The organism is Kitasatospora sp. NPDC088391, assembly GCF_044753345.1.
In the GTDB taxonomy this organism is placed as follows: Bacteria; Actinomycetota; Actinomycetes; order Streptomycetales; family Streptomycetaceae; genus Kitasatospora.
The window spans coordinates 78,003-99,832 of record NZ_JBIVNB010000005.1 but is presented as its reverse complement, the minus strand read 5'-3'; the positions used below and the strand labels follow the sequence as shown (position 1 = coordinate 99,832).

Sequence of the window (21,830 nt, the reverse complement as noted above, 5' to 3'; positions counted from 1 at the left end):
GATCGTCAGATGGTCACGGACCGGCCGGACGCGACGGTCGGCTCAGCGGGTCCGGTTCAGGCCGCGGAGCGCGAGCCGCAGCAGGGCGCCCACGTCCGGCACGGACTGCGCCTCGGCCTCCGGGGTCACCCGGACCACCGCCTCGTCCGCCTCCCGCGGAGCGTAGCCCAGGCCCACCAGCGCCGCGTGCAGCTGCTCGTGCCAGGGGGCCGGGCCGGCGGCGACCGGCTTGCGGACCGGCGCGCTGCCGTGCGGGGCGCCCAGCTTGTCCTTGTACTCCAGCAGCAGCTTCGCCGCCTTCGCCTTGCCGATGCCGGGCACCGCGATCAGCGCCTTCTCGTCGCCGCCGGCCACCGCCACCCGCAGCGCCTCCGGCGAGTGCACCCCCAGGATCGCCTGCGCCAGCTTCGGCCCGACCCCGGGCGCGGCCTGCAGCACCTCGAAGGTGGCCCGCTCGTCGTCGTCCGCGAACCCGAACAGGGTCAGCGAGTCCTCCCGGACCACCAGCGAGGTCGCCAGCCGGGCCACCTCGCCGAGCCGCAGGGTCGCCAGCGTGTTCGGCGTGCACTGCACCGCCATCCCCACGCCCCCGACCTCCACCACGGCCACCCCGGCCCCCAGCACGGCCACGGGCCCCTGCACGAACGCGATCACGGTGAAGCCGTTCCTTCCACTGCTCGACTCGACTGTTCTGGACGCCCCGTCAGGGGCGCGGGGAACTGCGCGGCCGGCCCGGCGCCCGGCCGTACGCCGCCCGCGGTGCCGCCGGTTGCCGCTCCGCCGGTTCGGACGGCTGGGCGCCGTGCCAGGAGACGCCCGCGCCGTGCGCCTTGATCGCCGCCGTCAGGCGGTTGGTGGTGCCGCCGCGCCAGATGTGACAGATCGCCAGGGCCAGCGCGTCCGCCGCGTCGGCGGGCTTCGGCGGGGCGTCGAGCCGCAGGATGCGGGTGACCATCGCGGTGACCTGCGCCTTGTCGGCCCGGCCGGAGCCGGTGACGGCGGCCTTGACCTCGCTGGGGGTGTGCAGCGTGACGGGGATGCCGCGCCGGGTCGCGCAGAGCACCGCGACCGCCGAGGCCTGCGCCGTGCCCATCACCGTCCGGACGTTGTGCTGTGCGAACACCCGCTCCACGGCGACCAGTTCGGGCCGGTACTGGTCGAGCCAGGACTCCAGGCCCTGCTCGATGGCGAGCAGCCGCGGGCCGATCTCGTCCTCGGCGGGCGTGCGGACCACGCCGACGCCGAGCATGGCGAGCTGCCGCCCGGGCAGCCCTTCGACCACCCCGACGCCGCACCTGGTCAACCCAGGGTCCACACCCAGTACTCGCACGACCCCGCCTCTCTCCGGTCTGCGCAGGTTACCCCCGGCCGCCGACAACCGGCCCCGGACACGCCTCCGCCCGGCGGCCGCGGGGCCGCCGGGCGGGATGCGCCGAGGGGGACTCAGGCGTCCAGCTCGGCCATGATCTCGTCCGAGACGTCGAAGTTGGCGAAGACGTTCTGCACGTCGTCGCTGTCCTCCAGCGCGTCGATCAGCTTGAAGATCTTGCGGGCGCCGTCGGCGTCCAGCTCGACCTGCATGCTGGGGACGAAGTTGGCGTCGGCGGAGTCGTAGTCGATGCCCGCGTCGACCAGGGCGGTGCGGACCGCGACCATGTCGGTGGCCTCGGACATCACCTCGAAGGCCTCGCCCAGGTCGTTGACCTCCTCGGCGCCGGCGTCCAGCACCACGTCGAGGATCTTGTCCTCGTCCACGCCGTCGGCCTTCGGGACGATCACGACGCCCTTGCGGTTGAACAGGTACGACACCGAGCCCGGGTCGGCCATGTTGCCGCCGTTGCGGGTCATCGCGACCCGGACGTCGGAGGCGGCCCGGTTGCGGTTGTCGGTGAGGCACTCGATCAGCACGGCCACGCCGTTCGGGCCGTAGCCCTCGTACATGATCGTCGAGTAGTCGGCGCCGCCGGCCTCCGCACCGGAGCCGCGCTTGACGGCCCGGTTGATGTTGTCGATCGGGACGGAGCTCTTCTTCGCCTTCTGGATGGCGTCGTAGAGCGTCGGGTTGCCGGCCGGGTCGCCGCCGCCGGTGCGGGCCGCCACCTCGATGTTCTTGATCATCTTGGCGAAGAGCTTGCCGCGCTTGGCGTCGATCGCGGCCTTCTTGTGCTTGGTGGTAGCCCACTTAGAGTGGCCGGACATCGCCAGCTCCTTTTCGTCGCCAATGGGAAATGAACAGGGGAGATCTTACCGGTGCCGCCACCGCGGGGTGGCACACGGTCACCGCCCGGCGGCCTCGACCATGCGGACGAAGTACTCGTGGACGCGGTGGTCGCCGGTGAGCTCCGGGTGGAAGGAGGTGGCCAGCAGGTTGCCCTGCCGGACCGCGACGATCCGGGCGTCCGGGCCGTCGGCGGCGGGCACCTCGGCCAGCACCTCGACGTCCGCGCCGACCGCCTCGACCCAGGGGGCCCGGATGAACACGCCGGTGACCGGGTCGCCGGGCAGGCCGGCGAACGGGATCGCGGTCTCGAAGGACTCGTTCTGCCGGCCGAAGGCGTTCCGGCGGACCGTCATGTCGATGCCGCCGACCGTCTCCTGGTCGTCCCGGCCGTCCAGGATCTTGTCCGCCAGCATGATCATGCCCGCGCAGGTGCCGTAGACCGGCATGCCGGCCTCGACCCGCTCGCGCAGCGGCCCCATCAGGCCGAACAGCACGGCCAGCTTGGAGATGGTGGTGGACTCGCCGCCGGGCAGCACCAGGGCGTCGACCTCGGCCAGCTCTTCCGGGCGGCGGACCGGCCGGCCCAGCGCGTCGGCGGCGGCCAGGGCCACCAGGTGCTCGCGGACGTCGCCCTGCAGGGCCAGGACGCCGATGGTGGGGGTGCTCACGGCTTTTCTCACTACCTCTGTCGTCGAACTGTGGGTCGGGAACGCCACGCAGCGGCCCGCCGCCCAGGACACTGGCGCGGCGGGCCGGGGCGGACGGTGCTTACCAGCCGCGGTTGGCGTACCGCTCGGTCTCGGGCAGGGTGTCGCAGTTGATGCCGACCATGGCCTCGCCCAGGTTGCGGGAGGCGTCCGCGATGATCTTCGGGTCGTCGAAGAAGGTGGTGGCCTTCACGATGGCGGCGGCGCGCTTGGCCGGGTCGCCCGACTTGAAGATGCCGGAGCCGACGAACACGCCCTCGGCGCCGAGCTGGCGCATCAGCGCGGCGTCGGCCGGGGTGGCCACGCCACCGGCGGAGAACAGCACCACCGGCAGCTTGCCCAGCTCGGCGACCTCCTGGACCAGCTCGTACGGGGCGCGCAGCTCCTTGGCGGCCGCGTACAGCTCGTTGTTGTCGAAGCCGCGCAGCTTGGCGATCTCGTTCTTGATCTGGCGCAGGTGGCGGACGGCCTCGACCACGTTGCCGGTGCCGGCCTCGCCCTTGGAGCGGATCATGGCCGCGCCCTCGGCGATCCGGCGCAGCGCCTCGCCCAGGTTGGTGGCGCCGCAGACGAAGGGGGTGGTGAACGCCCACTTGTCGGAGTGGTTGACCTCGTCGGCCGGGGTGAGCACCTCGGACTCGTCGATGTAGTCGACGCCGAGCGACTGCAGGACCTGGGCCTCGACGAAGTGGCCGATCCGGGACTTGGCCATCACCGGGATGGAGACCGCGGCGATGATCTCCTCGATCATGTTCGGGTCGGACATCCGGGCCACGCCGCCGTCCTTGCGGATGTCGGCGGGAACCCGCTCCAGGGCCATGACGGCCACCGCACCGGCGTCCTCGGCGATCTTCGCCTGCTCGGCGTTGACCACGTCCATGATCACACCGCCCTTGAGCTGCTCGGCCATGCCGCGCTTGACCCGGGCGGTGCCGATCTGCGGCTGGTCTGCGGTGGTGGGGGTGCTGGACACGTAGGACCTCACTCAGAGATGAACCGGTGCTATCGATCTATCGTAGGCCGGGGGTCTTCCGAACCCATGTGCCACATGGTCCAGAGCCGTCCTCGGCATACGACAAAGAGGCCAGCGAACCGGCCGGGGGCAGAAACAGCGCCCAGCCTACGCGGGTGCGCCTTCGGGTGTGAGGGCCACCGGGGGTTCGTCGTCCATTTCGAAGGCCATCGGGAACGGCGCCCGCCCCGCCAGCCGGAAGTAGCGCACCAGCCGGTGCTCGCGGACCGCCCGGGCCGCCCGCACCGCGTCGTTGTGGAAGCGCCGCGCCATCGGCACCCGGCGCACCGCCTCCACCAGCTCCCGGACCGCCTCCTCGCCGCCCGGCGCCGCCCGCAGCGCCGCCACCTGCTCCGGCCCGTCCAGCACCGCGCGCAGCGCCAGGCTCAGCTCGCTCTCCGCGACCTCGCGCTGCTCGGCCTCCGCCTGCCGGGCCGCGTGCCCGGCCTCCAGCAGCAGGATCGAGGCCGCCGGGTCGAGCAGCGTCGAGGTGGCCAGCTCGGTCGCCACCGAGGCCCGGCGCAGCAGCTGGGCGTCCAGCGAGGCCCGGGCCGTGTCGATCCGGGTGTGCAGCCGGTCGAGCCTGCCCGCCGTCCAGCTCAGGTAGACGGCGAACAGTGCGACGGCCGCGAGGGCCCAGATCCAGGTAGCCACGGGGCGTTACGGTACCGGCTCAGCCGCCCAGGGCGGCCGCGCGGTACACCGCGCTGTCCAGCTCGCCGATCGCGACCGTGGCCTGCACCGGCCCGGCCGGCGCCGGCAGGTACTCGGGCAGCGCCGCCAGCACCGCCTCGGCGAGCGCCGCCTTGGCCTCGGTCGAACGGCCCGGGAAGATCCGGAACTCGACCGCGACCAGCGCGTACGTCTCGGCGTCCGCCCCGACCACCGCCTCCCCCGTCGGCCGGAACCAGGTCTTGCAGCCGGCCGGCTTGGCGTCCAGCAGCTTCACCGCGAGCCGGTTCAGGGCCAGCCCGAAGCCGCGCCGGTCGAAGGAGTCGGCGATCCGGTCGGTGTAGTCGACGGTGATCAGCGGCATGGCACTACCTCTCGCACGGGGTCACCGGACCGGACGCGAACGCCGGCCGGACGGTTCGTCCTCGGCCACCGGCGGACGCCCGTCGGTGACCGTCTCGTACACCGACAGCACCTCGGCGCCGACGGTCTCCCAGTCGAAGCGCCGCACGTGCCGGGACGCCGCCTCGCGCAGCGCCAGCAGCCGGTCCGGGCTGCCCAGCAGCTTCACCGCCGAGGCGGCCAGCGCGTCCGCGTCCTCGACCGGGAACAGCTCGCCGGCCGCGCCGCCGTCCAGCACCTGGCGGAACGCGTCCAGGTCGCTGGCCAGCACCGGGGCGCCCGCCGACATCGCCTCGACCAGGATGATGCCGAAGGACTCGCCGCCGGTGTTCGGTGCCACGTACAGGTCGACCGAGCGCAGCAGCCGGGCCTTGTCGCGGTCCGAGACCATGCCGAGGAACTCCACCTGGGCCCGCGCCTCGGGCGCCAGGCCCGCGACCGCCTCCTCCTCGTCGCCCTTGCCCGCCACCAGCAGCCGCACGCCCGGGCGCTCCGCGAGGATGCGGGGCAGCGCGGCCAGCAGCGTCGGCAGGCCCTTGCGCGGCTCGTTGATCCGGCCGATGAAGCCGATCGTCCCCGGCCCGCCGTCGGCCGCACCGCCCTGCCACTCGGGGTTCGGCTCGGCGTCCGCGAAGAACCGCACGTCCACGCCGTTCGGGATGACCACCGCGTCGCCGCCCAGGTGCTCCACCAGGGTGCGCCGGGCGTACTCCGACACCGCGATCCGGCCCGACATCTTCTCCAGGCCCGGCTGCAGGATCGGCGAGGCCGCGATCATCGCCCGCGAGCGCGGGTTCGAGGTGTGGAACGTCCCCACCATCGGCCCCGACGCCGCCCACGCCGCCAGCATCGACAGCGACGGCGAGTTCGGCTCGTGCACGTGCAGCACGTCGAACCGGCCCTCGCGCAGCCAGCGCCGCACCCGGGCCGCCGACAGGATCCCGAAGCTCAGCCGCGCCACCGACCCGTTGTACGGCACCGCCACCGCCCGCCCCGCCGAGACCACGTACGGCGGCAGCGCCTCCTCGTCCTCCGCCGGGGCCAGCACCGACACCTCGTGCCCCAGCCGGATCAGGTGCTCCGCCAGGTCCCGGATGTGGAACTGCACCCCGCCGGGCACGTCCCAGTCGTACGGGCACACCACGCCGATCCTCACGGCGCCTCCCGACGGGGCGTCAGATCGGCCAGCCACAGCTTCTGCAGCATGTGCCAGTCCACCGAGTGCTCGCGGATCGCCACCGCCCACACGTCGGCCATCGCCTGCGTCATCGCCGCGGTCTGCTCCTGCCTGGTCCCCTCGCCGGACGGCCGCACCTCCGGGTGCACCTCGGCCCGCAGCACCGCCCCGTCGTACCAGAGCGACACCGGGAACAGCGCCGCGCCGGTCCGCTGGGCCAGCGCCGCCGGACCGGCCGGCATCCGGGTCGGCTCGCCGAAGAAGTCCACCCGCAGGCCCGCCGCCGACAGGTCCCGGTCGCCGACCAGGCAGACCAGCTTCCCCTCGCGCAGCCGCCGGGCCAGCGTCCCGATCACCGACACGTCGGAGCCGGTCAGCGCCAGCACCTCCATGCCCAGGCTCTCCCGGTACGCCACGAACCGGTCGAACAGCGACTCCGGCTTCAACCGCTCGGCGACCGTGGTGAACGGGAACCCGCCGGCCGAGGCGATCCAGGCGCCCGCCAAGTCCCAGTTCGCCATGTGCGGAAGCGCCAGCACCGCGCCCCGCCCGGCCGCCATCGCCGCGTTCAGCTCCTCGATGTTCTTCACCGTGACGGCACCGGCGATCCGCTCCCGGCTCCAGGTCGGCAGCCGGAACGACTCCATCCAGTACCGCAGGTAGGAGCGCATCCCGGCCCGGGACAGCTCGCGCAGCCGGGCGGCGTCCGCGTCCGGGTGCACCCGGGCCAGGTTCGCCTCCAACTGCCGCACGCCCTTGCCCCGCCGCCGCCACGCCTGGTCCGCGAGCGCCTGGAACAGGCCCCGCGCGACCGGCTCCGGCAGGTGCTTCAGCCCCGCCCAGCCCGCCGCGTAGGCGGCGTCGACCAATCGTTCCTTCACCGGCCCCCCTCGACCGCGGCGGTCGCCGCCTCCAGTTCCGCCGACTCCCGACGCACCGTCAGCATCCGCTGCGCCACCGTCACCAGGCTGCCCGCCGCGACCACCCACAGGGCGGTCGGCAGCAGCCACTCCACGTACGGCACCCCGAAGGTGTGCAGGCCGGTGACCCCGGCCGCGACCAGGCTGATCACCAGCCGCTCGGCCCGCTCGACCAGCCCCGACACGTTCACCGGGAAGCCCAGCGCCTCGCCGCGCGCCTTGGTGTACGACACCACCTGGCCGCTGGCCAGGCAGAAGATCGCCACCGCGCACAGCAGGTCGTTGCTCCCGTTCCCGGAGTACCACATCGCCAGACCGCCGAAGATCGCCGCGTCGGCGACCCGGTCCAGCGTCGAGTCCAGGAACGCGCCCCACTTGCTGGAGCGGCCGGCCTGCCGGGCCATGTTGCCGTCGACCAGGTCGGAGAAGATGAACAGGGTGATCGTGATAGTGCCCCAGAAGAACTCCCCGCGCGGGAAGAACACCAGGGCGCCCGCCACCGACCCGGCCGTACCGATCAGGGTCACCGCGTCGGGGCTGACGCCCCAGCGCAGCAGCAGCGCGGCGAACGGGGTCAGGACACGTGTGAAGAAGGCACGCGCGTACTTGTTGAGCATGGCCTTCCGGTCCGCTCCGCTCCTCGGATTGGCACCCGCGGACCGCTGGCCCGCCGGGCGTCCGCGCGGATGGCCCCGCCCGGCGGGACCATGGTATCCGCGCCGATCGGGCCGCCGGAGGCCAGCCATGCCGGTCCGGACGGGTCAGGAACGGCGCGGCAGCGCACAGGCCGGCGTACCGCCCGGCAACCGGTCCCGGTTCCGCGCCACCCAGCGGTAGACCAGGTCCGCCACCGGTCGCACCGGCGCCAGCGCCAGCAGGCCGCCCGCCCACGCCCACGGCCCGCCCGAGCGCATCAGCAGCCGCGCCACCGCCTGCGCCCCGCCGTACACCTTCCGGTCCGGAGTGATCCACAACACCTCGCGGGCGGCCCGCTCCGCCGTCACCTCCCCGCCGGTGAAGGACTCCAGCGCCGCCAGGTCCGCGAACTGGAACGCCACCGCCTCCCAGCCCGCCGAGGACAGGCTCTGCCGCGGGTAGCGCTCCGCCCAGCGCACACAGCTGGAGCAGAACGCGCAGTCGCCGTCGAAAACCAGCACCGGCCCCGGTGCGTACCCACTCGTCATACCGCCGATCCTGCCCCTCCGCCGCCCCGCCCCGCAAACCCGTTGCGTCGAACACCCCGGCACGGGGCACCATCACCCGGGAAGCCCGCAACCCCGTTCGTCCGGCCGAGATGTGACCCCGGATCAGCTGATGATCCACGCGCCCCGGCCGCCGCGCGGTACCCTGCGGCAGATCGACAAGGGGAGGAGGAGCTGCACAGGTGACTCAGCTCGACATGACGCCGGGCGCGCAGGTACCACGGACGGACGTCGGCCATCAGACCGCGGTCACCCAGGCCTTCTCCTCCGCCGCCTACCGGACCGGCGACTTCGACGAACTCGGCGCCCTCGACGGCGTGGCGGTCAAGAAGGGCAAGTTCGCCCTGTTCCGGCCGAGCGCCGGCGAGGCGTTCAGCCGCGCCCTGATCGACCGCACCCTGGGCGGCAAGCGCAAACCGCTGGTGCCCTCGCACGGGGTGGACGTCCGGATGGTGGTCGAGCACTGCCTCGCCGCCCAGGACCTGCGCGACGCCCGGGACCGCCGGATCTCCGGCATCACCGTGTTCTGCGGCCTGCTCTTCCTGCCCGGCACGCTGCTCTGGCTCGCCGCCTACCAGGCCCGGGCCTGGCTCGGCACCAAGAAGTCCGCCGCCCGGGACGGCTTCATCGGCACGCTGGCGCTGCTCGCCGTCGTCGTCCTGGCCCTGCTGCTGCTGGTCCGCCCGCCGTTCGGCGGCCTGCTCGGCCTGTACTGCCGGATCGTGCTGCTCGGCCCGGTGCTCGGCTGGTACCTGGCCAAGCGCACGGTGGTGGCCAGCGTGATGCAGCAGCGCGCCCGCTGGGGCGACCTGGTCGGCGGTAGCGCCGTCGCCGCCGTCGTCCCCAAGGCCGTCCCCCGGGACGACCTGGACAAGCGGGCGAACCTGCTGAAGTCCTCGCTGGACCGGCTCACCGCCGAGCAGAACACCAACATCCAGCACTACGCCGGCACCAAGGGCATCCTCGGCATCGGCGCCCGCTGGGCCGAGTGGTCACTGCGCGAGGACCTCCGCCCCGCCGAGGGCCACCACGACTTCCGGAGCTTCCACGTCTGGGACATCGCCCGCCGGATCACCGAACGCCTCGGCGCGCTCTCCGGCAGCGAGGTCCCCAACGGCGGCCTGCCCAAGCCGCAGATCAGCCAGTGGGTGGTGCTCGCCATCGGCGAGGGCGCCGACGAGATCGAGCGCCCCTCCGGCGCCGACATGGACGGCGACCGGATGCGCGACTTCGCCGTCCAGGAACTCGCCAGCAAGCAGAGCGTCGGCACCGGCACCCGGCACCGCACCGCTGTCCAGTTCGTGCTGCACAACGGCCAGTTGGTCACCACCGTGGTGATCGACATCATGGTCCTGTCGCACAGCCTGCAGATCCACGTCACCGCGCACGCGCTCGGCCCGATCGCCGGCTACTTCACCGGCAAGCCCAAGGTCCCCGAGAAGGACGTCCCGCAGACCTTCCGGTTCTGGGAGAACCGCACCGTCCAACTCCCGATCGTCACCGACGACGAGGTGGTCCGGCAGGCCGTCCGGGCCCCCTTCCACAAGATCCCCAACCTGCTGAAGTGGCTCGGCGGCTCGATCGGCTTCCCCGAACCGCTCAGCCTCCGCCAGGCCTGGGCCTCCCCCGTCTGGTCCGACCGCTTCAAGACCGACGACGCGATCTACATCCCCACCCCCGTGGTCGGCGTCGTGCACGCCGCCGTCGTCGAGTTCCTGGAGGAGCACGACGTCGCCGTGGACCGGATCACCAACCGCGGCAACATGATCCGCTCCGAGATGCAGGGCTCCCGCCCCTACCGCGCCGACAAGTACGACGCCGGCTGACCCCCGCGGCAATGCCGGAGGGGCCCGGGCGGAGTCTTCCGCCCGGGCCCCTCCGACGTTCCGTCAGCTCACGCAGACCACGCCTCGGCCAGCACCTTCCGGGTGTCCGCCAGCAGCTGCGGCAGCACCTTGGTGTGCCCCACCACCGGCATGAAGTTCGCGTCCCCGCCCCAGCGCGGCACCACGTGCTGGTGCAGGTGCGCCGCGATCCCGGCCCCCGCCGCCGCGCCCTGGTTCATCCCGATGTTGAACCCGTGCGCCCCCGAGGCCGCCCGCAACACCGTCATCGCCTTCTTGGTGAACTCCCCGAGCTCCGCCGTCTCCGGCCCGTCCAGCTCGGTGTAGTCCGCCACGTGCCGGTACGGCACCACCATCAAGTGCCCACCGTTGTACGGATACAGGTTCAGCACCGCGAACACCGACTCGCCGCGCTGCACGATCAGCCCGTCCTCGTCGCTCAGTTTCGGGATCGAGCAGAACGGACAACCGTCGTCCGGAGCCGGACCGGTGGGCTTGTTCTCGCCCTGGATGTACGCCATCCGATGGGGTGTCCACAGGCGACGGAAGCCGTCCGGCTCCCCCACCCCCCGCTGCAGTTCCGGCTCACTCGTCATGCCCGCCAGCATAAGCGGCACCGCTCGGGAAACGAGCAGTGCGGGACGGACTCCCGTGGGAGACCGCCCCGCACGTCGCCTGCGGCTACAAGCACAACAGCCGTGCCTTACAGCCGCTGCGGCATCGGGTTCGGAACACCCCCGTCTTCACGGGGAGCAAATCAAACCTGCACCCGGCTCCGCACCGCTTCAACGATCTCGGCGATCGCCTCGTCACGGGGCACGCCGTTCTTCTGCTCGCCGTTGCGGTAGCGGAACGACACCGCGCCCGCCTCGACGTCGTCGTTGCCCGCGATCAGCATGAACGGCACCTTGGTCTTCTGCGCGTTGCGGATCTTCTTCTGCATCCGGTCGTCCGAGGTGTCCACGTCCACCCGGACGCCGTGCTTCTTCAGCTCCGCCGCGACCTCCTGCAGGTACGGCACGTGCTCGTCGGTGATCGGGATGCCGGTGACGGTGACCGGGGCCAGCCACGGCGGCATCGCGCCCGCGTAGTGCTCCAGCAGCACCGCGAAGAACCGCTCGATCGAGCCGAACAGCGCCCGGTGGATCATGACCGGCCGCTGCCGCGAGCCGTCCGCCGAGGTGTACTCGAGGTCGAAGCGCTCCGGCAGGTTGAAGTCCAACTGGATGGTGGACATCTGCCAGGTCCGGCCGATCGCGTCGCGCGCCTGGACCGAGATCTTCGGGCCGTAGAAGGCCGCGCCGCCCGGGTCCGGCACCAGCGGGAGGCCCTGCTTCTCGGCCACGCCCGCCAGGACGGCGGTGGCTTCCTCCCAGTCCGAATCCGTGCCGACGAACTTCTCCGGGTCCTTGGTGGACAGTTCCAGGTAGAAGTCGTTCAGGCCGTAGTCGCGCAGCAGGTCGAGGACGAAGGTGAGGGTGCGGTCCAGCTCCTCGGCCATCTGCTCGCGGGTGCAGTAGATGTGCGCGTCGTCCTGGGTGAAGCCGCGGGCCCGGGTCAGACCGTGCACCACGCCGGACTTCTCGTACCGGTAGACCGTCCCGAACTCGAAGAGGCGCAGCGGGAGTTCGCGGTAGGAGCGGCCGCGCGCGTCGAAGATCAGGTTGTGCATCGGGCAGTTCATGGGCTTGAGGTAGTAGTCCGTGCCCTCGTCGAGCTGCATGGGGGGGTACATGCCGTCGGCGTACCAGTCGAGGTGGCCGCTGGTCTCGAACAGCTTCCCCTTGGTGGCGTGGGGGGTGTAGACGAACTCGTAGCCCTCCTCCTCGTGCCGCTTGCGCGAGTAGTCCTCCATGGTGCGGCGGATGATGCCGCCCTTGGGGTGGAAGACGGCGAGGCCGGAGCCGATCTGCTCGGGGACGGAGAACAGGTCGAGTTCGGTGCCGAGCTTGCGGTGGTCGCGCTTGGCGGCCTCCTCGAGGAAGTCGAGGTGGGCCTTGAGCTCGTCCTTGGTGGGCCACGCGGTGCCGTAGAGGCGCTGCAGCATGGGGTTGCGCTCGCTGCCGCGCCAGTACGCGGCGGCGGAGCGCATCAGCTTGAAGGCCGGGATGTGCCGGGTGCTGGGCAGGTGCGGGCCGCGGCAGAGGTCGCCCCAGCAGAGCTCGCCGGTCTTCGGGTCGAGGTTGTCGTAGATGGTGAGCTCGCCGGCGCCGACCTCGACGTCCGCGCCCTCGCCGGCGGTGGCGGCGGAGCCCTTGAGGCCGATCAGTTCGAGCTTGTAGGGCTCCTTGGCGAGTTCCTCGCGGGCGGCCTCGTCGGTGACCACGCGGCGGGAGAACTTCTGCCCGCGCTTGATGATCTCCTGCATGCGCTTCTCGATGACCTTGAGGTCGTCCGGCTGGAACGGCCGCTCGACGTCGAAGTCGTAGTAGAAGCCGTCCCGGACCGGCGGGCCGATGCCGAGCTTGGCCTCGGGGAAGACCTGCTGGACGGCCTGGGCCATCACGTGCGCGGTGGAGTGCCGCAGGATGTCGAGGCCGTCGGGGCTGGAGATCTCGACCGGCTCGACCTCGTCGCCGTCCTGGACGGCGTAGGCGAGGTCCTTGAGCTGGCCGCCGACCCGGGCGGCGATCACGGCGCGGTCGTCGGCGAAGAGCTCGGCGGCCGTAGTGCCCGTGGTCACCACGCGCTCTTCCCGATCGGGTTCGCGGTTGATGATGATCCGGACGTCCGTCACCGGTCTCTCCTGACGTTCTGGCTACTGTGGCGCAGCACGACGCTGCGTTGTGCATGGTACCGAGCCGGGCCGCGTCCCCGTCGCCACGGCCCGGCGGGCCGTCCGGTGATGGTTCGGTCACGTTCCGCGACAGTGCGGGCGGCGGGCACGGTTGACCGTCCGTCAAGTGCGGTATCACTTGAGCACGGCGCGGCCGCTGCACCGGTCCTCGGTGGCAGCGGCGCCCGGTTGAGGACCGTGCGGCGTCTGAGGGGGCGTCATGCAGCAGATCCGTTCCTGGCACTTCGGCCCGTTGGCGTCCTTCGACACCGAGACCACGGGTGTCGACGTCGAGCGGGACAGAATCGTTTCGGCCAGCCTGGTGGTGCAGTCCGCACCCGGCGGGGCGGTCGCCGTCCGCGACTGGCTGGCGAATCCGGGCGTCCCGATCCCGGAGCCGGCCCGCGCCGTGCACGGCATCTCGGACGAGCGGGTGCGGGCGCACGGCCGCCCGCCGCGCGCGGTCGCGGTGGAGGTGGCGCTCGCACTGGCGGAGCAGTCCCGGGCCGGGGTGCCGCTGGTGGTGATGAACGCCCCGTACGACCTGACGCTGCTGGACCGGGAGTTGCGCCGGCACGGGGCGGGTTCGCTGGCCGAGGTGCTGGGCGGGGCGGAGCTGCTGGTGCTCGACCCCCGGGTGCTGGACAAGCAGCTGGACCGCTACCGCAAGGGCCGCCGCACGCTGACCGACCTGTGCGCGCACTACGGCGTCCCGCTGGTGGGCGCGCACGACGCGGCGGCGGACGCGCTGGCCTCGCTGGAGCTGGTCCGCGCGGTGGCCGTCCGGTACGAGGCGCGGCTGGCCGGGCTGACGCCCGCCGAGCTGCACCTGCGGCAGGCGGTCTGGTACGCGGCGCAGGCGCGCGGTCTGGAGCGCTGGTTCGAGCGCTCGGGCTCGCCGGAGCGGGTGGACACCGCCTGGCCGCTGCGCCCGGCCCGCTGCCGCTGCGGCGAGCGCCTGGAGCCGGGCCACGCCTGCGGGTTGGCGGCCTGACGGTCCGTCCGGTGCGGGGAACGCCGAAGGCCCCGACCTGGTGGTCGGGGCCTTCGGTTGGTGCGCGGTGGGCGATACTGGGATCGAACCAGTGACCCCTTCGGTGTGAACGAAGTGCTCTCCCGCTGAGCTAATCGCCCGGGCAACGAGAAGAACTGTAGCACCACTTGGGCCCCGGCTCCCAATCCGTTCCCCCGGCGCTCCGCCAGTTCCCCTGCGCGGCACGACTGTTGAATGCGCGTCAGCAGTTCGGCGGAGTACGCCGGAAAAGACACAGGGCCCCGACCTGATAAACAAGTCGGAGCCCTGCACCTTTGCATTCCGGTGGGCGATACTGGGATCGAACCAGTGACCCCTTCGGTGTGAACGAAGTGCTCTCCCGCTGAGCTAATCGCCCGGGTGCAGGGAAAACATTACCCCATCGGCGGGGGTGCTCCGAACACCCCGGCCCGCCGCCGCACCGCCGCCCGCCCGCCCGGCCCCGACCAGCGCGGTCGACCGGCCCCGGGGGCCCGGGCGGTGCGCCGGACGGGCCGCCGGGGGCAGGTTCGTGCGTTCCTCCAGACCCCCGGCGGCCGGCTCCGGTGCGACCGCCGGTAATGCCCTGCCGTTACCGGCCCGCGGCCCGTCCGGCCGGGCCGCCCGAACGATTCCGCAATGCGCCGGAAGGGGTACGACTCGCACCGGAATCGGGACAGACGGGTTTACACCGGGCTTTCAGGTGGGATGGTCCGTTCGCCGACGTGCGATTCCCCGAGCGCACACTGAGCGAAAGGCCCTGGCGCTTATGAACACCACGGTCAGCTGCGAGCTGCACCTGCGCCTCATCGTGTCCAGCGAGTCGTCACTGCCCGTCCCCGCGGGCCTGCGCTACGACACTGCCGACCCCTATGCCGTGCATGCGACGTTCCACACCGGAGCAGACGAGACCGTGGAGTGGGTGTTCGCCCGCGACCTCCTCGCGGAGGGGCTGCACCGACCGACCGGTACCGGCGACGTCCGGGTGTGGCCGTCGCGCAGCCACGGTCAAGGCGTGGTTTGCATCGCCCTGAGCTCTCCGGAAGGAGAGGCACTGCTGGAGGCCCCGGCCCGGGCGCTTGAGTCCTTCCTCAAGCGGACGGACGCCGCGGTCCCACCCGGCACCGAACACCGTCACTTCGACCTCGACCGGGAGCTGTCCCACATCCTCGCCGAGAGCTGAACACCCCAGACCGAGATACGGCCCGCCGTCGCGCGGCGGCGGGATCGCCTCGCTGCGCACCGTCCTACTCGGGGGCACGGTCGCAGTTCGCAGCCGCCCACCGCGGCCTCGGGGTCCGGCCCCGGGTGTCCCCTCCCACCGGAGCGGACGCCCGGGGCTCAGCTGTGCCCGGAGCCGGGCCGCCGCCGGGCCCGGACTGCGCGTACCGGCCCCGGCGGCGGCCCGGGCCGGTAGAGTCGGCCCGCGATGACCGACGCGGCGGCCCACCGGCCGTCGCCGCGTGAGGAGCCCCCACGTGCTGATCACCCATGACACCGAGTGCGCGCTGAGCATCCTGGTGGAGCTGCTGAACACGGCGCCCGAGGCGTGCGGCAGCGAGCAGCTGCCCGACGTGGCGGCGCTGAGCGGCTTCGTGGTCCGGCAGGAGATCAGCGAGATCGACTCGCTCGGCCCGGCGGACCTGGCCGCGGTGCACGAGCTGCGCGCCCGGCTGCGCGAGGTGTTCGCCGCCGAGTCGGTGGAGCAGGCGGCCGGGCTGGTGAACACCCTGGTCGCCGAGGCCGGCACCACGCCCCGGCTGACCAACCACGACCACCACGGGTGGCACATCCACTACTTCGCCCCGCACGCCGCGGTGGGCCGGCACCTGGCGGCCGAGCTGGGCATGGCGCTGGCCTTCATCGTGATGGCGGGCGAACTGGAGCGGCTGCGCCGCTGCGAGGCGCCGGGCTGCGCCCGGGTCTTCGTCGACCTGTCCCGGAACCGCTCGCGCCGCTACTGCGACAGCCGGACCTGCGGCAACCGGCTGCACGTCGCCGCGTACCGGGCCCGGCAGCGCTCGGCCGAGGCGGTGCCCGCGGCCGGGCACTGACCTGGGAGACTGGGGGGCATGAGCGATTCCCCCCTCCCCCGCGTCGAGTTCTGGTGCGACCTGCTGTGCCCCGACTGCCGTACCGCCCTGGACGACGTCCGGGCGCTGCGGGAGCGGTTCGGCGACGCGCTGACCGTGGAGCTGCGGCACTTCCCGTTGGAGAAGCACAAGTACGCGTACCCGGCGGCGGAGGCCGCGGCCGAGGCCTTCGAGCAGGGCCGGGGCTGGGAGTTCGCGGAGGCGGTGCTGGAGCGGCTGGAGGAGGTCGAGCGCGGCGGGGCCCCGGTGCTGGTGGAGATCGCCGCCTCGGTCGGGGTGGACGCGGAGGAGGTCGACACCGCGCTGATCGACGGCCGGCACATGCTGTGGGTGGACGCGGACGTGGCCGAGGGCCGGGCGATCGGCGTCAAGGGCACGCCGACGTACGTGGTGGCGGGGACGCGGCTGGACGGCGGGCAGTCCCAGGAGGGGCTGCGCGAGCGGATCGTGGAGCTGCTGGGCGGCTGAGGCCGGGGCGCTCCGGAGCGGCGGTTCGGACCGGCGGTTCAGAGCAGCGGTTCAGAGCAGCGGTTTGGCGAGTACCCGCCGGGTGGGCCGGTAGCCGAGCGAGTCGTACAGGGCGAGGGCCGGGGTGTTGTCGCTGAACACGTTGAGGCCGAGGTCCCGGACGCCGGCCGCCCGGCAGGCGTGCTCGGCGAGGTGCATCAGGGTGCGGCCGTGGCCGCGGCCGCGGTGTTCGGGGGCGACCTCGACCAGCATCACCCAGGCCAGTAGGCGGCCGTCCGGGAGGACGTCCTGGCGCAGGGCGACCCAGAGGCTGCCGAGCACCCGGCCGTCGGGGTCGAGCAGGTGGCGCAGCGCGGTGTCGGGGGTGGCGGGGCCGGCCGGGAGGGCCCGGTGGTGGTCGTGGGCGGCCCGTTCGGCGGCTTCGGCGGGGGTGGCGCCGGCGGCGGTCAGGCGTTCCCGGTAGGCGGCGACGGAGGCGTCGCGCCAGGCGGGGTACTCGGCGGGGCCGATCGGACGGTGCGTCAGTTCCGTTGGCAGCGGAGGGGGTTGGTCGTCGAGCCGCTTGGCGAGGTTGCGCATCGTCTCGGTGTAGCCGAGGGCGCGGGCGAGTCGCAGGGCGGGTTCGGCGTCGGCGGGGACGGTGACGTCGATCCGGCCGCAGCCCCAGGAGCGGAGCACCTCCTCGGCGGCGAGGGCGCCGACGGTGGCCCGGCCGCGCCGGTGGCCTTCGCGGACCTCGAGTTCGGCGATGGAGCCGACCCGGGTGCCGCCGCGGGCGGGGGTGGCGCTGGTCCGCAGGCCGCCGACCGGGCGGCCGTTCACCATGATCCGCCAGCGCCGCGTCCGTCCCCCGTCCGCGCCGGCCTCCTCGGGGCCCTCGGGCCGCAACGTGGTGGTCATACCGGCGGTGTTCCCCTTGGCCGGGCGCTTGTACCGCCGCCGGAACGACGCGGGGCCCGGTGGGGGCAGCTGGCGAACAGTGCGCCCACCTGCCCGGCGGTCAGGGTGTACGGGTACATCCGGACGTCGCTCACGGCGCCGTGGGCCTGGTTGTCGATGGCGTACTCGCAGGTGCCGGCCGGGTCGAGGCCGGTGGAGGTGCTCAGCACCGGGGTGGGGCCGGTCTGTCAGGTGCTGCCCGCACTGTCCTCGGCCTGCACGCAGAGGAGGTCGGTGCCCCCGTGGGTGGCGATGACGCCGGGGATCTGACTGCCCGTCGGCATCGCGCCGCCGCAGTGCCAGGAGCCGTCGGCGATCTGCGAGTCCCGGCCCCGGCGCGGGCAGGCCGGGCCGGAGGTGTTCGGGCCGGACGGGTTGGGTTCGGTGACGGTGATCGGGACGGCGCCGCTCCGGCCCGTGCAGATCTGCGGGGTCCGGCCGTTGCCGGACGGCACGGTGGCGCGGTGAGCCGTCCGCGTCGCCCGAGGAGCTCTACGAGGAGGCGGCCGAGGGCATCGCGGACCGCTTCGAGCCCAGCCCGCTGGTCACCGCGTTCCGCGAGCGGCTGACCCTGGGGCGGCCCGGGAGCGAGGAGTCGCTGGAGGAGCAGGAGGACCTGTCGCGGTTCGTCCTGCTCACTCTGTCCCACGGCCGGGCCGACACGTTCCCGACCGTCGTCGAACCGGCCCTGTCCTGTGGGCTGACCGGCTACGACCCGCAGACCGGTGAGGCGATCGACGGGGACCGACCCCGGTGGGTCGGCGCGTGCCGACCCACCGGGGTCACGCGTTCAGCGGGCCCGGCCGACCGGGTCGCGGTCCTGGGCGGCCCGGGCAGCGAAGGTGTCCATGGCCTTGCGGGTGACCGGGCCGGGGCCGGGGAGTTCGCGGTCGTCGATCCGGGTGACGGCCTGGACGTCGCGCAGGGTGGAGGTCAGGAAGACCTCCTCGGCGTCGGCGAGGGCCTCGAACGGGAGGTCGGCCTCCTCGGCGCCCGTCCAGTCGACGACCAGGCGGCGGGTGATGCCGGCCAGGCAGCCGGAGGCGAGGGTCGGGGTGAGCAGGCGGCCGTCGAGGACGACGAAGACGTTGGAGCCGGTGCCCTCGCAGAGCAGGCCCGCGGTGTTGGCGAACAGCGCCTCGGAGGCGCCGGCCCGGTGCGCGGCGGCGAGCGCGACCACGTTCTCGGCGTAGGAGGTGGTCTTCAGCCCGGCGACGGCGGAGTGCTCGTTGCGGCGCCACGGCACGGTGACCACGGCGGTGGTGTCGGGGCGGGGCTTGGCGGTGCCGAGGGCGACGACCAGGCTGGGGCCGCTGTCGCCGCGCTCGGAGCCGAGCGGGGAGGTGCCGCCGGTCCAGGTGATCCGCAGGCGGCCGAGCGGCAGCGGCTTGGCGGCCAGGACGGCGGCGCAGGCCGCGCGGACCTCGTCGTGGTCGGGGTCGGGCAGGCCCAGGCCGCGGGCGGAGCGGGTCAGGCGGTCGAGGTGGCGGGTGAGGGCGAAGAGTGCGCCGTCCTCGGCCTTGACGGTCTCGAAGACGCCGTCGCCGACGGTGAGTCCGTGGTCGAGGACGGAGATCGCGGCGTCGTCCTCGGCGGTGAGGGTTCCGTTGACCCAGATCATCGGCGGGTTGCTCCTAGCGGGGTGCGGTCGGTCGAGCGGGGCGCGGTCGGTCGAGCGGGCGGTCAGTCGAGCGGGCGGTCGGGGGTGCCGCTGGAGGCTATCGCCACCAGTCGGGCGGCCTTGAGTTCGGTCTCCTGCCACTCGCGCTCGGGGTCGGAGCCCCAGGTGATGCCCGCCCCGGTGCCGAACCTGAGCACGGGCGGGGCGCCGGCCGGGCGCTCGATCCAGAAGCTGCGGATGCCGACGGCGAGTTCGGCCTCGCCGCGGTCGGCGTCGACCCAGCCGAGGGCGCCGCAGTAGGGGCCGCGGGGGGCGGTCTCCAGGGCCCGGATGATCCGCAGGGCGCTGCTCTTGGGGGCGCCGGTGACGGAGCCGGGCGGGAAGGTCGCGGCGAGCAGTTCGGCCCAGCCGGCGTCCGCCCGCAGTCGGCCCTCGACGGTGGAGACCAGGTGGACCAGGCCGGGGTGCTTCTCGACCGCGCACAGGTCGGGGACGGTGACGGTGCCGGTGTCGCAGACCCGGCCGAGGTCGTTGCGGACCAGGTCGACGATCATCACGTTCTCGGCGTGGTCCTTGTCCAGCAGGTCGGCCTCGGTGCGGCCGGTGCCCTTGATCGGGCCGGAGCGGACGGTGCGGCCGCGCCGGCTCAGGTAGAGCTCGGGCGAGGCGGTGGCGATCTCGACGCCGTGCTCGGGCAGGCGAATCGTTCCTGCGTACGGCGCGGGGTTGTGGGCGGCGAGCAGCCCGGTGAGGGCGTCGATGTCGCTGAACTCCGGGTCGGGCAGCGGCGCGCTCAGCACCCGGCAGAGGTTGGCCTGGTAGACCTCGCCGGCCGCGATGTGCTCCCGGACCCGGCGGACGCCCGCGCGGTACGCCTCGGCGTCGAGGGAGCTGCGCCAGTGCGCCGGGTCGGGTCCGCGCCAGCGCCCGGTGGCGGGCGGGGCCGGGTCGGGGCGGACGTCGGCGAACCGGGCGCAGGTGAGCCGGCCCTCGAAGTCGTGGGCGACGGCCCAGAATCCGCCGCGGTCGAGGGCGGCCGGGTCGTGGGTGACCTCGCGCAGGCCGGTGGCGAGGCGTCCGGCGAAGCGGGCCATCGGCTGGTGCGGGCTGAGCGGGGCGGTGCGGCCGGACACGGTTCTCCTGCACGGATTTCGGTGCTGCCCGGGCCCCGCGCGCGGCGCGGGGACGGGCCCCGGGGGATCGCCCCGGTACCGGAAAGTCTAGGTCGGGGGCCTGCCGGAACGCCCGGGGCGACCCCGCGGGTCCGGCATCCGGCGGCCACCCCCGCGCCACGCTGCGGGAACGGATTTTTCAGCTGGGCCGGGCATCCGCTAGAGTTCAACACGTCGCCAGGGAGCGCAGCCGGGAAAACCGGAGGGGCCCGCTGGAAGACAGGCGGACGTGGCTCAGTTGGTAGAGCATCACCTTGCCAAGGTGAGGGTCGCGAGTTCGAATCTCGTCGTCCGCTCGATGGGAAACAGGGTAAGATCGTTTCCCGGAGTTGCCTGGTGGAGTGGCCGAGAGGCGAGGCAACGGCCTGCAAAGCCGTGTACACGGGTTCAAATCCCGTCTCCACCTCCAAGGGGAAGCACCCGGTTCCGACCGGTTCGATTCCTCCCCGCGCGATTAGCTCAGCGGGAGAGCACTACCTTGACACGGTAGGGGTCACTGGTTCAATCCCAGTATCGCGCACCGGCCTTCGGGCCCCGGTCCGCACGGATCGACCCGCGCGATTAGCTCAGCGGGAGAGCACTACCTTGACACGGTAGGGGTCACTGGTTCAATCCCAGTATCGCGCACTCGGAACGCTCCTCGAGGCTTCCGGCGCACCCGCGCGATTAGCTCAGCGGGAGAGCACTACCTTGACACGGTAGGGGTCACTGGTTCAATCCCAGTATCGCGCACCACAGTTGAGAGCCGCCGTCCGGTTTCGGACGGCGGCTCTCGGCGTTCGCGGGGCGCGGAGCAGGGCGGCACCGGGAGAGGCGGCAGGGGGTGCCGGGAGAAAGCGGTGGCAGGGAAAGCGCGGGGGGGAAAGAGCGGTGGCCGGGAACGGCACGCCCTCACCGACGTGTCGTTCCCGGCCATCCTGGGGGCCGGAGCTGCAGCCATGCTCCTCACCTCGTCCGTCCACGACTGGTGAGGACTGCTCCGGCCGGCGCGATCCCTACCCCATGCGGGATCAGCGCCCGATCAGGTCGGCGACGGCCTTGGTCTGCGTCGCCAGTTGGTCCCACGCGCCGAACAGGGCCATCAGCAGGACTGCGCAGGGGAGCACGATCGCCAGGGCGACCATCGGGTGCCGGGTCTCCGCGTCGGGGAGGGGCCGGCGGCGAAGGGCTCTGCTGAGCGGTGCCATGGTGCGGTGCTCCTGCCGGGCTGTGGTGCTGCGGTCGGGTCGGTGGGTGGTGCTCGGTCGGTGCGGGGGCGGGTTTCTCGGGGGACGAGCGGGGCCCGCCCTCGCTGTGAACAACGTTAGGCGGCAGGGCTTTCGGGGGCGTCATGCCCGCGTACCGTTCCCGGCGCCTCCGCTGGTAGGAGGAGCGGCCCGGTGGCGTACTCCTGGAGGCGGAGGCGGGGGCCCGGCCACCCTGACGCCAACCCTGAGGGCGGCCCCTGGGGGGCGGCTCGACCGGGGCTGGGGCGACGGGGTCTGACGGTGCGTCGGGCGCCGCGGAGGTGCCGTCCGGGCCGTGGTCGCGGTGGGTCCGGTGGCGGGTTCCGGGCAGCGGCGGGCAGCGGGCGGGGCTCATATCCGACAATC

At 73.0% G+C, this 21,830-nt stretch carries 24 protein-coding genes and 7 tRNA genes; 10 read left to right on the top strand and 21 right to left on the bottom strand.

Annotated features, from left to right (window positions below; all coding sequences use genetic code 11):
* Nucleotides 1-42 precede the first annotated feature (42 nt).
* From ruvA to ACIQBJ_RS16970, 11 genes are all read right to left on the bottom strand, one after another.
* Nucleotides 43-654 (bottom strand): Holliday junction branch migration protein RuvA, encoded by a 612-nt coding sequence (gene ruvA, locus ACIQBJ_RS17020; RefSeq protein WP_400710078.1) that lies wholly within the window; start codon nt 652-654, stop codon nt 43-45.
* A gap of 49 nt (nt 655-703) precedes the next feature.
* Nucleotides 704-1,330 carry a crossover junction endodeoxyribonuclease RuvC gene (gene ruvC / locus ACIQBJ_RS17015; protein WP_400710075.1) on the bottom strand — a complete coding sequence of 209 codons (627 nt, stop codon included), beginning with the start codon at nt 1,328-1,330 and terminating at the stop codon, nt 704-706.
* Between the two features lie 113 nt (nt 1,331-1,443).
* Nucleotides 1,444-2,199, bottom strand: a complete 756-nt coding sequence (locus ACIQBJ_RS17010; protein ID WP_014134592.1) for a YebC/PmpR family DNA-binding transcriptional regulator — start codon at nt 2,197-2,199, stop codon at nt 1,444-1,446.
* A 78-nt stretch (nt 2,200-2,277) separates the two neighbouring features.
* Complete coding sequence (gene pdxT / locus ACIQBJ_RS17005) at nt 2,278-2,889, bottom strand: pyridoxal 5'-phosphate synthase glutaminase subunit PdxT (protein ID WP_400710072.1); 612 nt, start codon at nt 2,887-2,889, stop codon at nt 2,278-2,280.
* A 100-nt stretch (nt 2,890-2,989) separates the two neighbouring features.
* On the bottom strand, nt 2,990-3,901 hold the full coding sequence (pdxS, locus tag ACIQBJ_RS17000; protein WP_400710069.1) for a pyridoxal 5'-phosphate synthase lyase subunit PdxS: 912 nt from the start codon (nt 3,899-3,901) through the stop codon (nt 2,990-2,992).
* A gap of 147 nt (nt 3,902-4,048) precedes the next feature.
* Nucleotides 4,049-4,594: a hypothetical protein gene (locus tag ACIQBJ_RS16995; RefSeq protein WP_400710066.1), complete on the bottom strand. Its 546-nt coding sequence runs from the start codon at nt 4,592-4,594 to the stop codon at nt 4,049-4,051.
* Between the two features lie 19 nt (nt 4,595-4,613).
* Nucleotides 4,614-4,976, bottom strand: a complete 363-nt coding sequence (locus ACIQBJ_RS16990) for an isomerase (RefSeq protein ID WP_400710063.1) — start codon at nt 4,974-4,976, stop codon at nt 4,614-4,616.
* Between the two features lie 21 nt (nt 4,977-4,997).
* Nucleotides 4,998-6,170 carry a glycosyltransferase family 4 protein gene (locus ACIQBJ_RS16985; protein WP_400710060.1) on the bottom strand — a complete coding sequence of 391 codons (1,173 nt, stop codon included), beginning with the start codon at nt 6,168-6,170 and terminating at the stop codon, nt 4,998-5,000.
* Nucleotides 6,167-7,072: a phosphatidylinositol mannoside acyltransferase gene (locus ACIQBJ_RS16980; protein WP_400710057.1), complete on the bottom strand. Its 906-nt coding sequence runs from the start codon at nt 7,070-7,072 to the stop codon at nt 6,167-6,169. Before ACIQBJ_RS16980 ends, ACIQBJ_RS16985 begins: the two co-directional genes overlap by 4 nt.
* Nucleotides 7,069-7,728 (bottom strand): phosphatidylinositol phosphate synthase, encoded by a 660-nt coding sequence (gene pgsA / locus ACIQBJ_RS16975; RefSeq protein WP_400710054.1) that lies wholly within the window; start codon nt 7,726-7,728, stop codon nt 7,069-7,071. Before pgsA ends, ACIQBJ_RS16980 begins: the two co-directional genes overlap by 4 nt.
* Before the next feature lie 144 nt (nt 7,729-7,872).
* A complete protein-coding gene (locus ACIQBJ_RS16970) occupies nt 7,873-8,295 on the bottom strand; it encodes a thiol-disulfide oxidoreductase DCC family protein (RefSeq protein WP_400710051.1) in 423 nt (140 codons plus the stop codon).
* A 200-nt stretch (nt 8,296-8,495) separates the two neighbouring features.
* On the opposite strand from ACIQBJ_RS16970, the gene ACIQBJ_RS16965 reads away from it, so the two are divergent.
* A complete protein-coding gene (locus ACIQBJ_RS16965) occupies nt 8,496-10,139 on the top strand; it encodes a hypothetical protein (protein WP_400710048.1) in 1,644 nt (547 codons plus the stop codon).
* 68 nt (nt 10,140-10,207) lie between these two features.
* Here ACIQBJ_RS16965 and ACIQBJ_RS16960 read toward each other — a convergent pair whose 3' ends face one another.
* Both ACIQBJ_RS16960 and thrS read right to left on the bottom strand, forming a co-directional pair.
* Nucleotides 10,208-10,765, bottom strand: coding sequence for an HIT family protein (locus ACIQBJ_RS16960; protein ID WP_400710045.1), 558 nt, complete (start codon nt 10,763-10,765; stop codon nt 10,208-10,210).
* Between the two features lie 149 nt (nt 10,766-10,914).
* Nucleotides 10,915-12,894 (bottom strand): threonine--tRNA ligase, encoded by a 1,980-nt coding sequence (gene thrS, locus ACIQBJ_RS16955; RefSeq protein ID WP_400710042.1) that lies wholly within the window; start codon nt 12,892-12,894, stop codon nt 10,915-10,917.
* A gap of 268 nt (nt 12,895-13,162) precedes the next feature.
* Between thrS and ACIQBJ_RS16950 the strand changes: the two genes are divergently transcribed.
* Nucleotides 13,163-13,927 carry a 3'-5' exonuclease gene (locus ACIQBJ_RS16950; protein ID WP_400711326.1) on the top strand — a complete coding sequence of 255 codons (765 nt, stop codon included), beginning with the start codon at nt 13,163-13,165 and terminating at the stop codon, nt 13,925-13,927.
* Nucleotides 13,928-13,995: 68 nt separating this feature from the next.
* On the opposite strand, the gene ACIQBJ_RS16945 is transcribed toward ACIQBJ_RS16950, so the two are convergent.
* Together ACIQBJ_RS16945 and ACIQBJ_RS16940 are read right to left on the bottom strand one after the other, a co-directional pair.
* A tRNA-Val gene (locus ACIQBJ_RS16945) sits at nt 13,996-14,067 on the bottom strand.
* A 185-nt stretch (nt 14,068-14,252) separates the two neighbouring features.
* Nucleotides 14,253-14,324: transfer RNA gene (locus ACIQBJ_RS16940), tRNA-Val, on the bottom strand.
* A gap of 390 nt (nt 14,325-14,714) precedes the next feature.
* Between ACIQBJ_RS16940 and ACIQBJ_RS16935 the strand changes: the two genes are divergently transcribed.
* From ACIQBJ_RS16935 to ACIQBJ_RS16925, 3 genes are all read left to right on the top strand, one after another.
* The gene (locus tag ACIQBJ_RS16935; RefSeq protein WP_030056266.1) at nt 14,715-15,128 is read left to right on the top strand and encodes an SsgA family sporulation/cell division regulator; all 414 of its coding nucleotides are present in this window, start codon (nt 14,715-14,717) and stop codon (nt 15,126-15,128) included.
* A 295-nt stretch (nt 15,129-15,423) separates the two neighbouring features.
* Nucleotides 15,424-15,999, top strand: a complete 576-nt coding sequence (locus ACIQBJ_RS16930) for a CGNR zinc finger domain-containing protein (protein WP_400710039.1) — start codon at nt 15,424-15,426, stop codon at nt 15,997-15,999.
* Between the two features lie 18 nt (nt 16,000-16,017).
* Nucleotides 16,018-16,506: a DsbA family protein gene (locus ACIQBJ_RS16925; protein WP_400710036.1), complete on the top strand. Its 489-nt coding sequence runs from the start codon at nt 16,018-16,020 to the stop codon at nt 16,504-16,506.
* A 51-nt stretch (nt 16,507-16,557) separates the two neighbouring features.
* On the opposite strand, the gene ACIQBJ_RS16920 is transcribed toward ACIQBJ_RS16925, so the two are convergent.
* From ACIQBJ_RS16920 to ACIQBJ_RS16900, 5 genes are all read right to left on the bottom strand, one after another.
* A complete protein-coding gene (locus ACIQBJ_RS16920) occupies nt 16,558-17,406 on the bottom strand; it encodes a GNAT family N-acetyltransferase (protein WP_400710033.1) in 849 nt (282 codons plus the stop codon).
* Nucleotides 17,403-17,615 carry a hypothetical protein gene (locus ACIQBJ_RS16915; RefSeq protein ID WP_400710030.1) on the bottom strand — a complete coding sequence of 71 codons (213 nt, stop codon included), beginning with the start codon at nt 17,613-17,615 and terminating at the stop codon, nt 17,403-17,405. Before ACIQBJ_RS16915 ends, ACIQBJ_RS16920 begins: the two co-directional genes overlap by 4 nt.
* Nucleotides 17,616-17,633: 18 nt before the next feature.
* Nucleotides 17,634-17,900: a hypothetical protein gene (locus tag ACIQBJ_RS16910; RefSeq protein ID WP_400710027.1), complete on the bottom strand. Its 267-nt coding sequence runs from the start codon at nt 17,898-17,900 to the stop codon at nt 17,634-17,636.
* A 335-nt stretch (nt 17,901-18,235) separates the two neighbouring features.
* Nucleotides 18,236-19,066, bottom strand: a complete 831-nt coding sequence (locus ACIQBJ_RS16905) for an aminotransferase class IV (protein WP_400710024.1) — start codon at nt 19,064-19,066, stop codon at nt 18,236-18,238.
* A gap of 62 nt (nt 19,067-19,128) precedes the next feature.
* Nucleotides 19,129-20,160, bottom strand: coding sequence for a chorismate-binding protein (locus ACIQBJ_RS16900; protein ID WP_400711323.1), 1,032 nt, complete (start codon nt 20,158-20,160; stop codon nt 19,129-19,131).
* Between the two features lie 301 nt (nt 20,161-20,461).
* On the opposite strand from ACIQBJ_RS16900, the gene ACIQBJ_RS16895 reads away from it, so the two are divergent.
* The 5 genes from ACIQBJ_RS16895 (at nt 20,462) to ACIQBJ_RS16875 (ending at nt 20,973) form a co-directional block, all read left to right on the top strand.
* Nucleotides 20,462-20,534, top strand: a tRNA-Gly gene (locus ACIQBJ_RS16895).
* 39 nt (nt 20,535-20,573) lie between these two features.
* Nucleotides 20,574-20,647: transfer RNA gene (locus ACIQBJ_RS16890), tRNA-Cys, on the top strand.
* Between the two features lie 39 nt (nt 20,648-20,686).
* Nucleotides 20,687-20,758 (top strand) — tRNA-Val (locus ACIQBJ_RS16885).
* A gap of 35 nt (nt 20,759-20,793) precedes the next feature.
* Nucleotides 20,794-20,865, top strand: a tRNA-Val gene (locus tag ACIQBJ_RS16880).
* 33 nt (nt 20,866-20,898) lie between these two features.
* Nucleotides 20,899-20,973, top strand: a tRNA-Val gene (locus tag ACIQBJ_RS16875).
* A 275-nt stretch (nt 20,974-21,248) separates the two neighbouring features.
* Here ACIQBJ_RS16875 and ACIQBJ_RS16870 read toward each other — a convergent pair.
* Nucleotides 21,249-21,425, bottom strand: a complete 177-nt coding sequence (locus tag ACIQBJ_RS16870) for a hypothetical protein (protein ID WP_400710021.1) — start codon at nt 21,423-21,425, stop codon at nt 21,249-21,251.
* Nucleotides 21,426-21,830 lie beyond the last annotated feature (405 nt).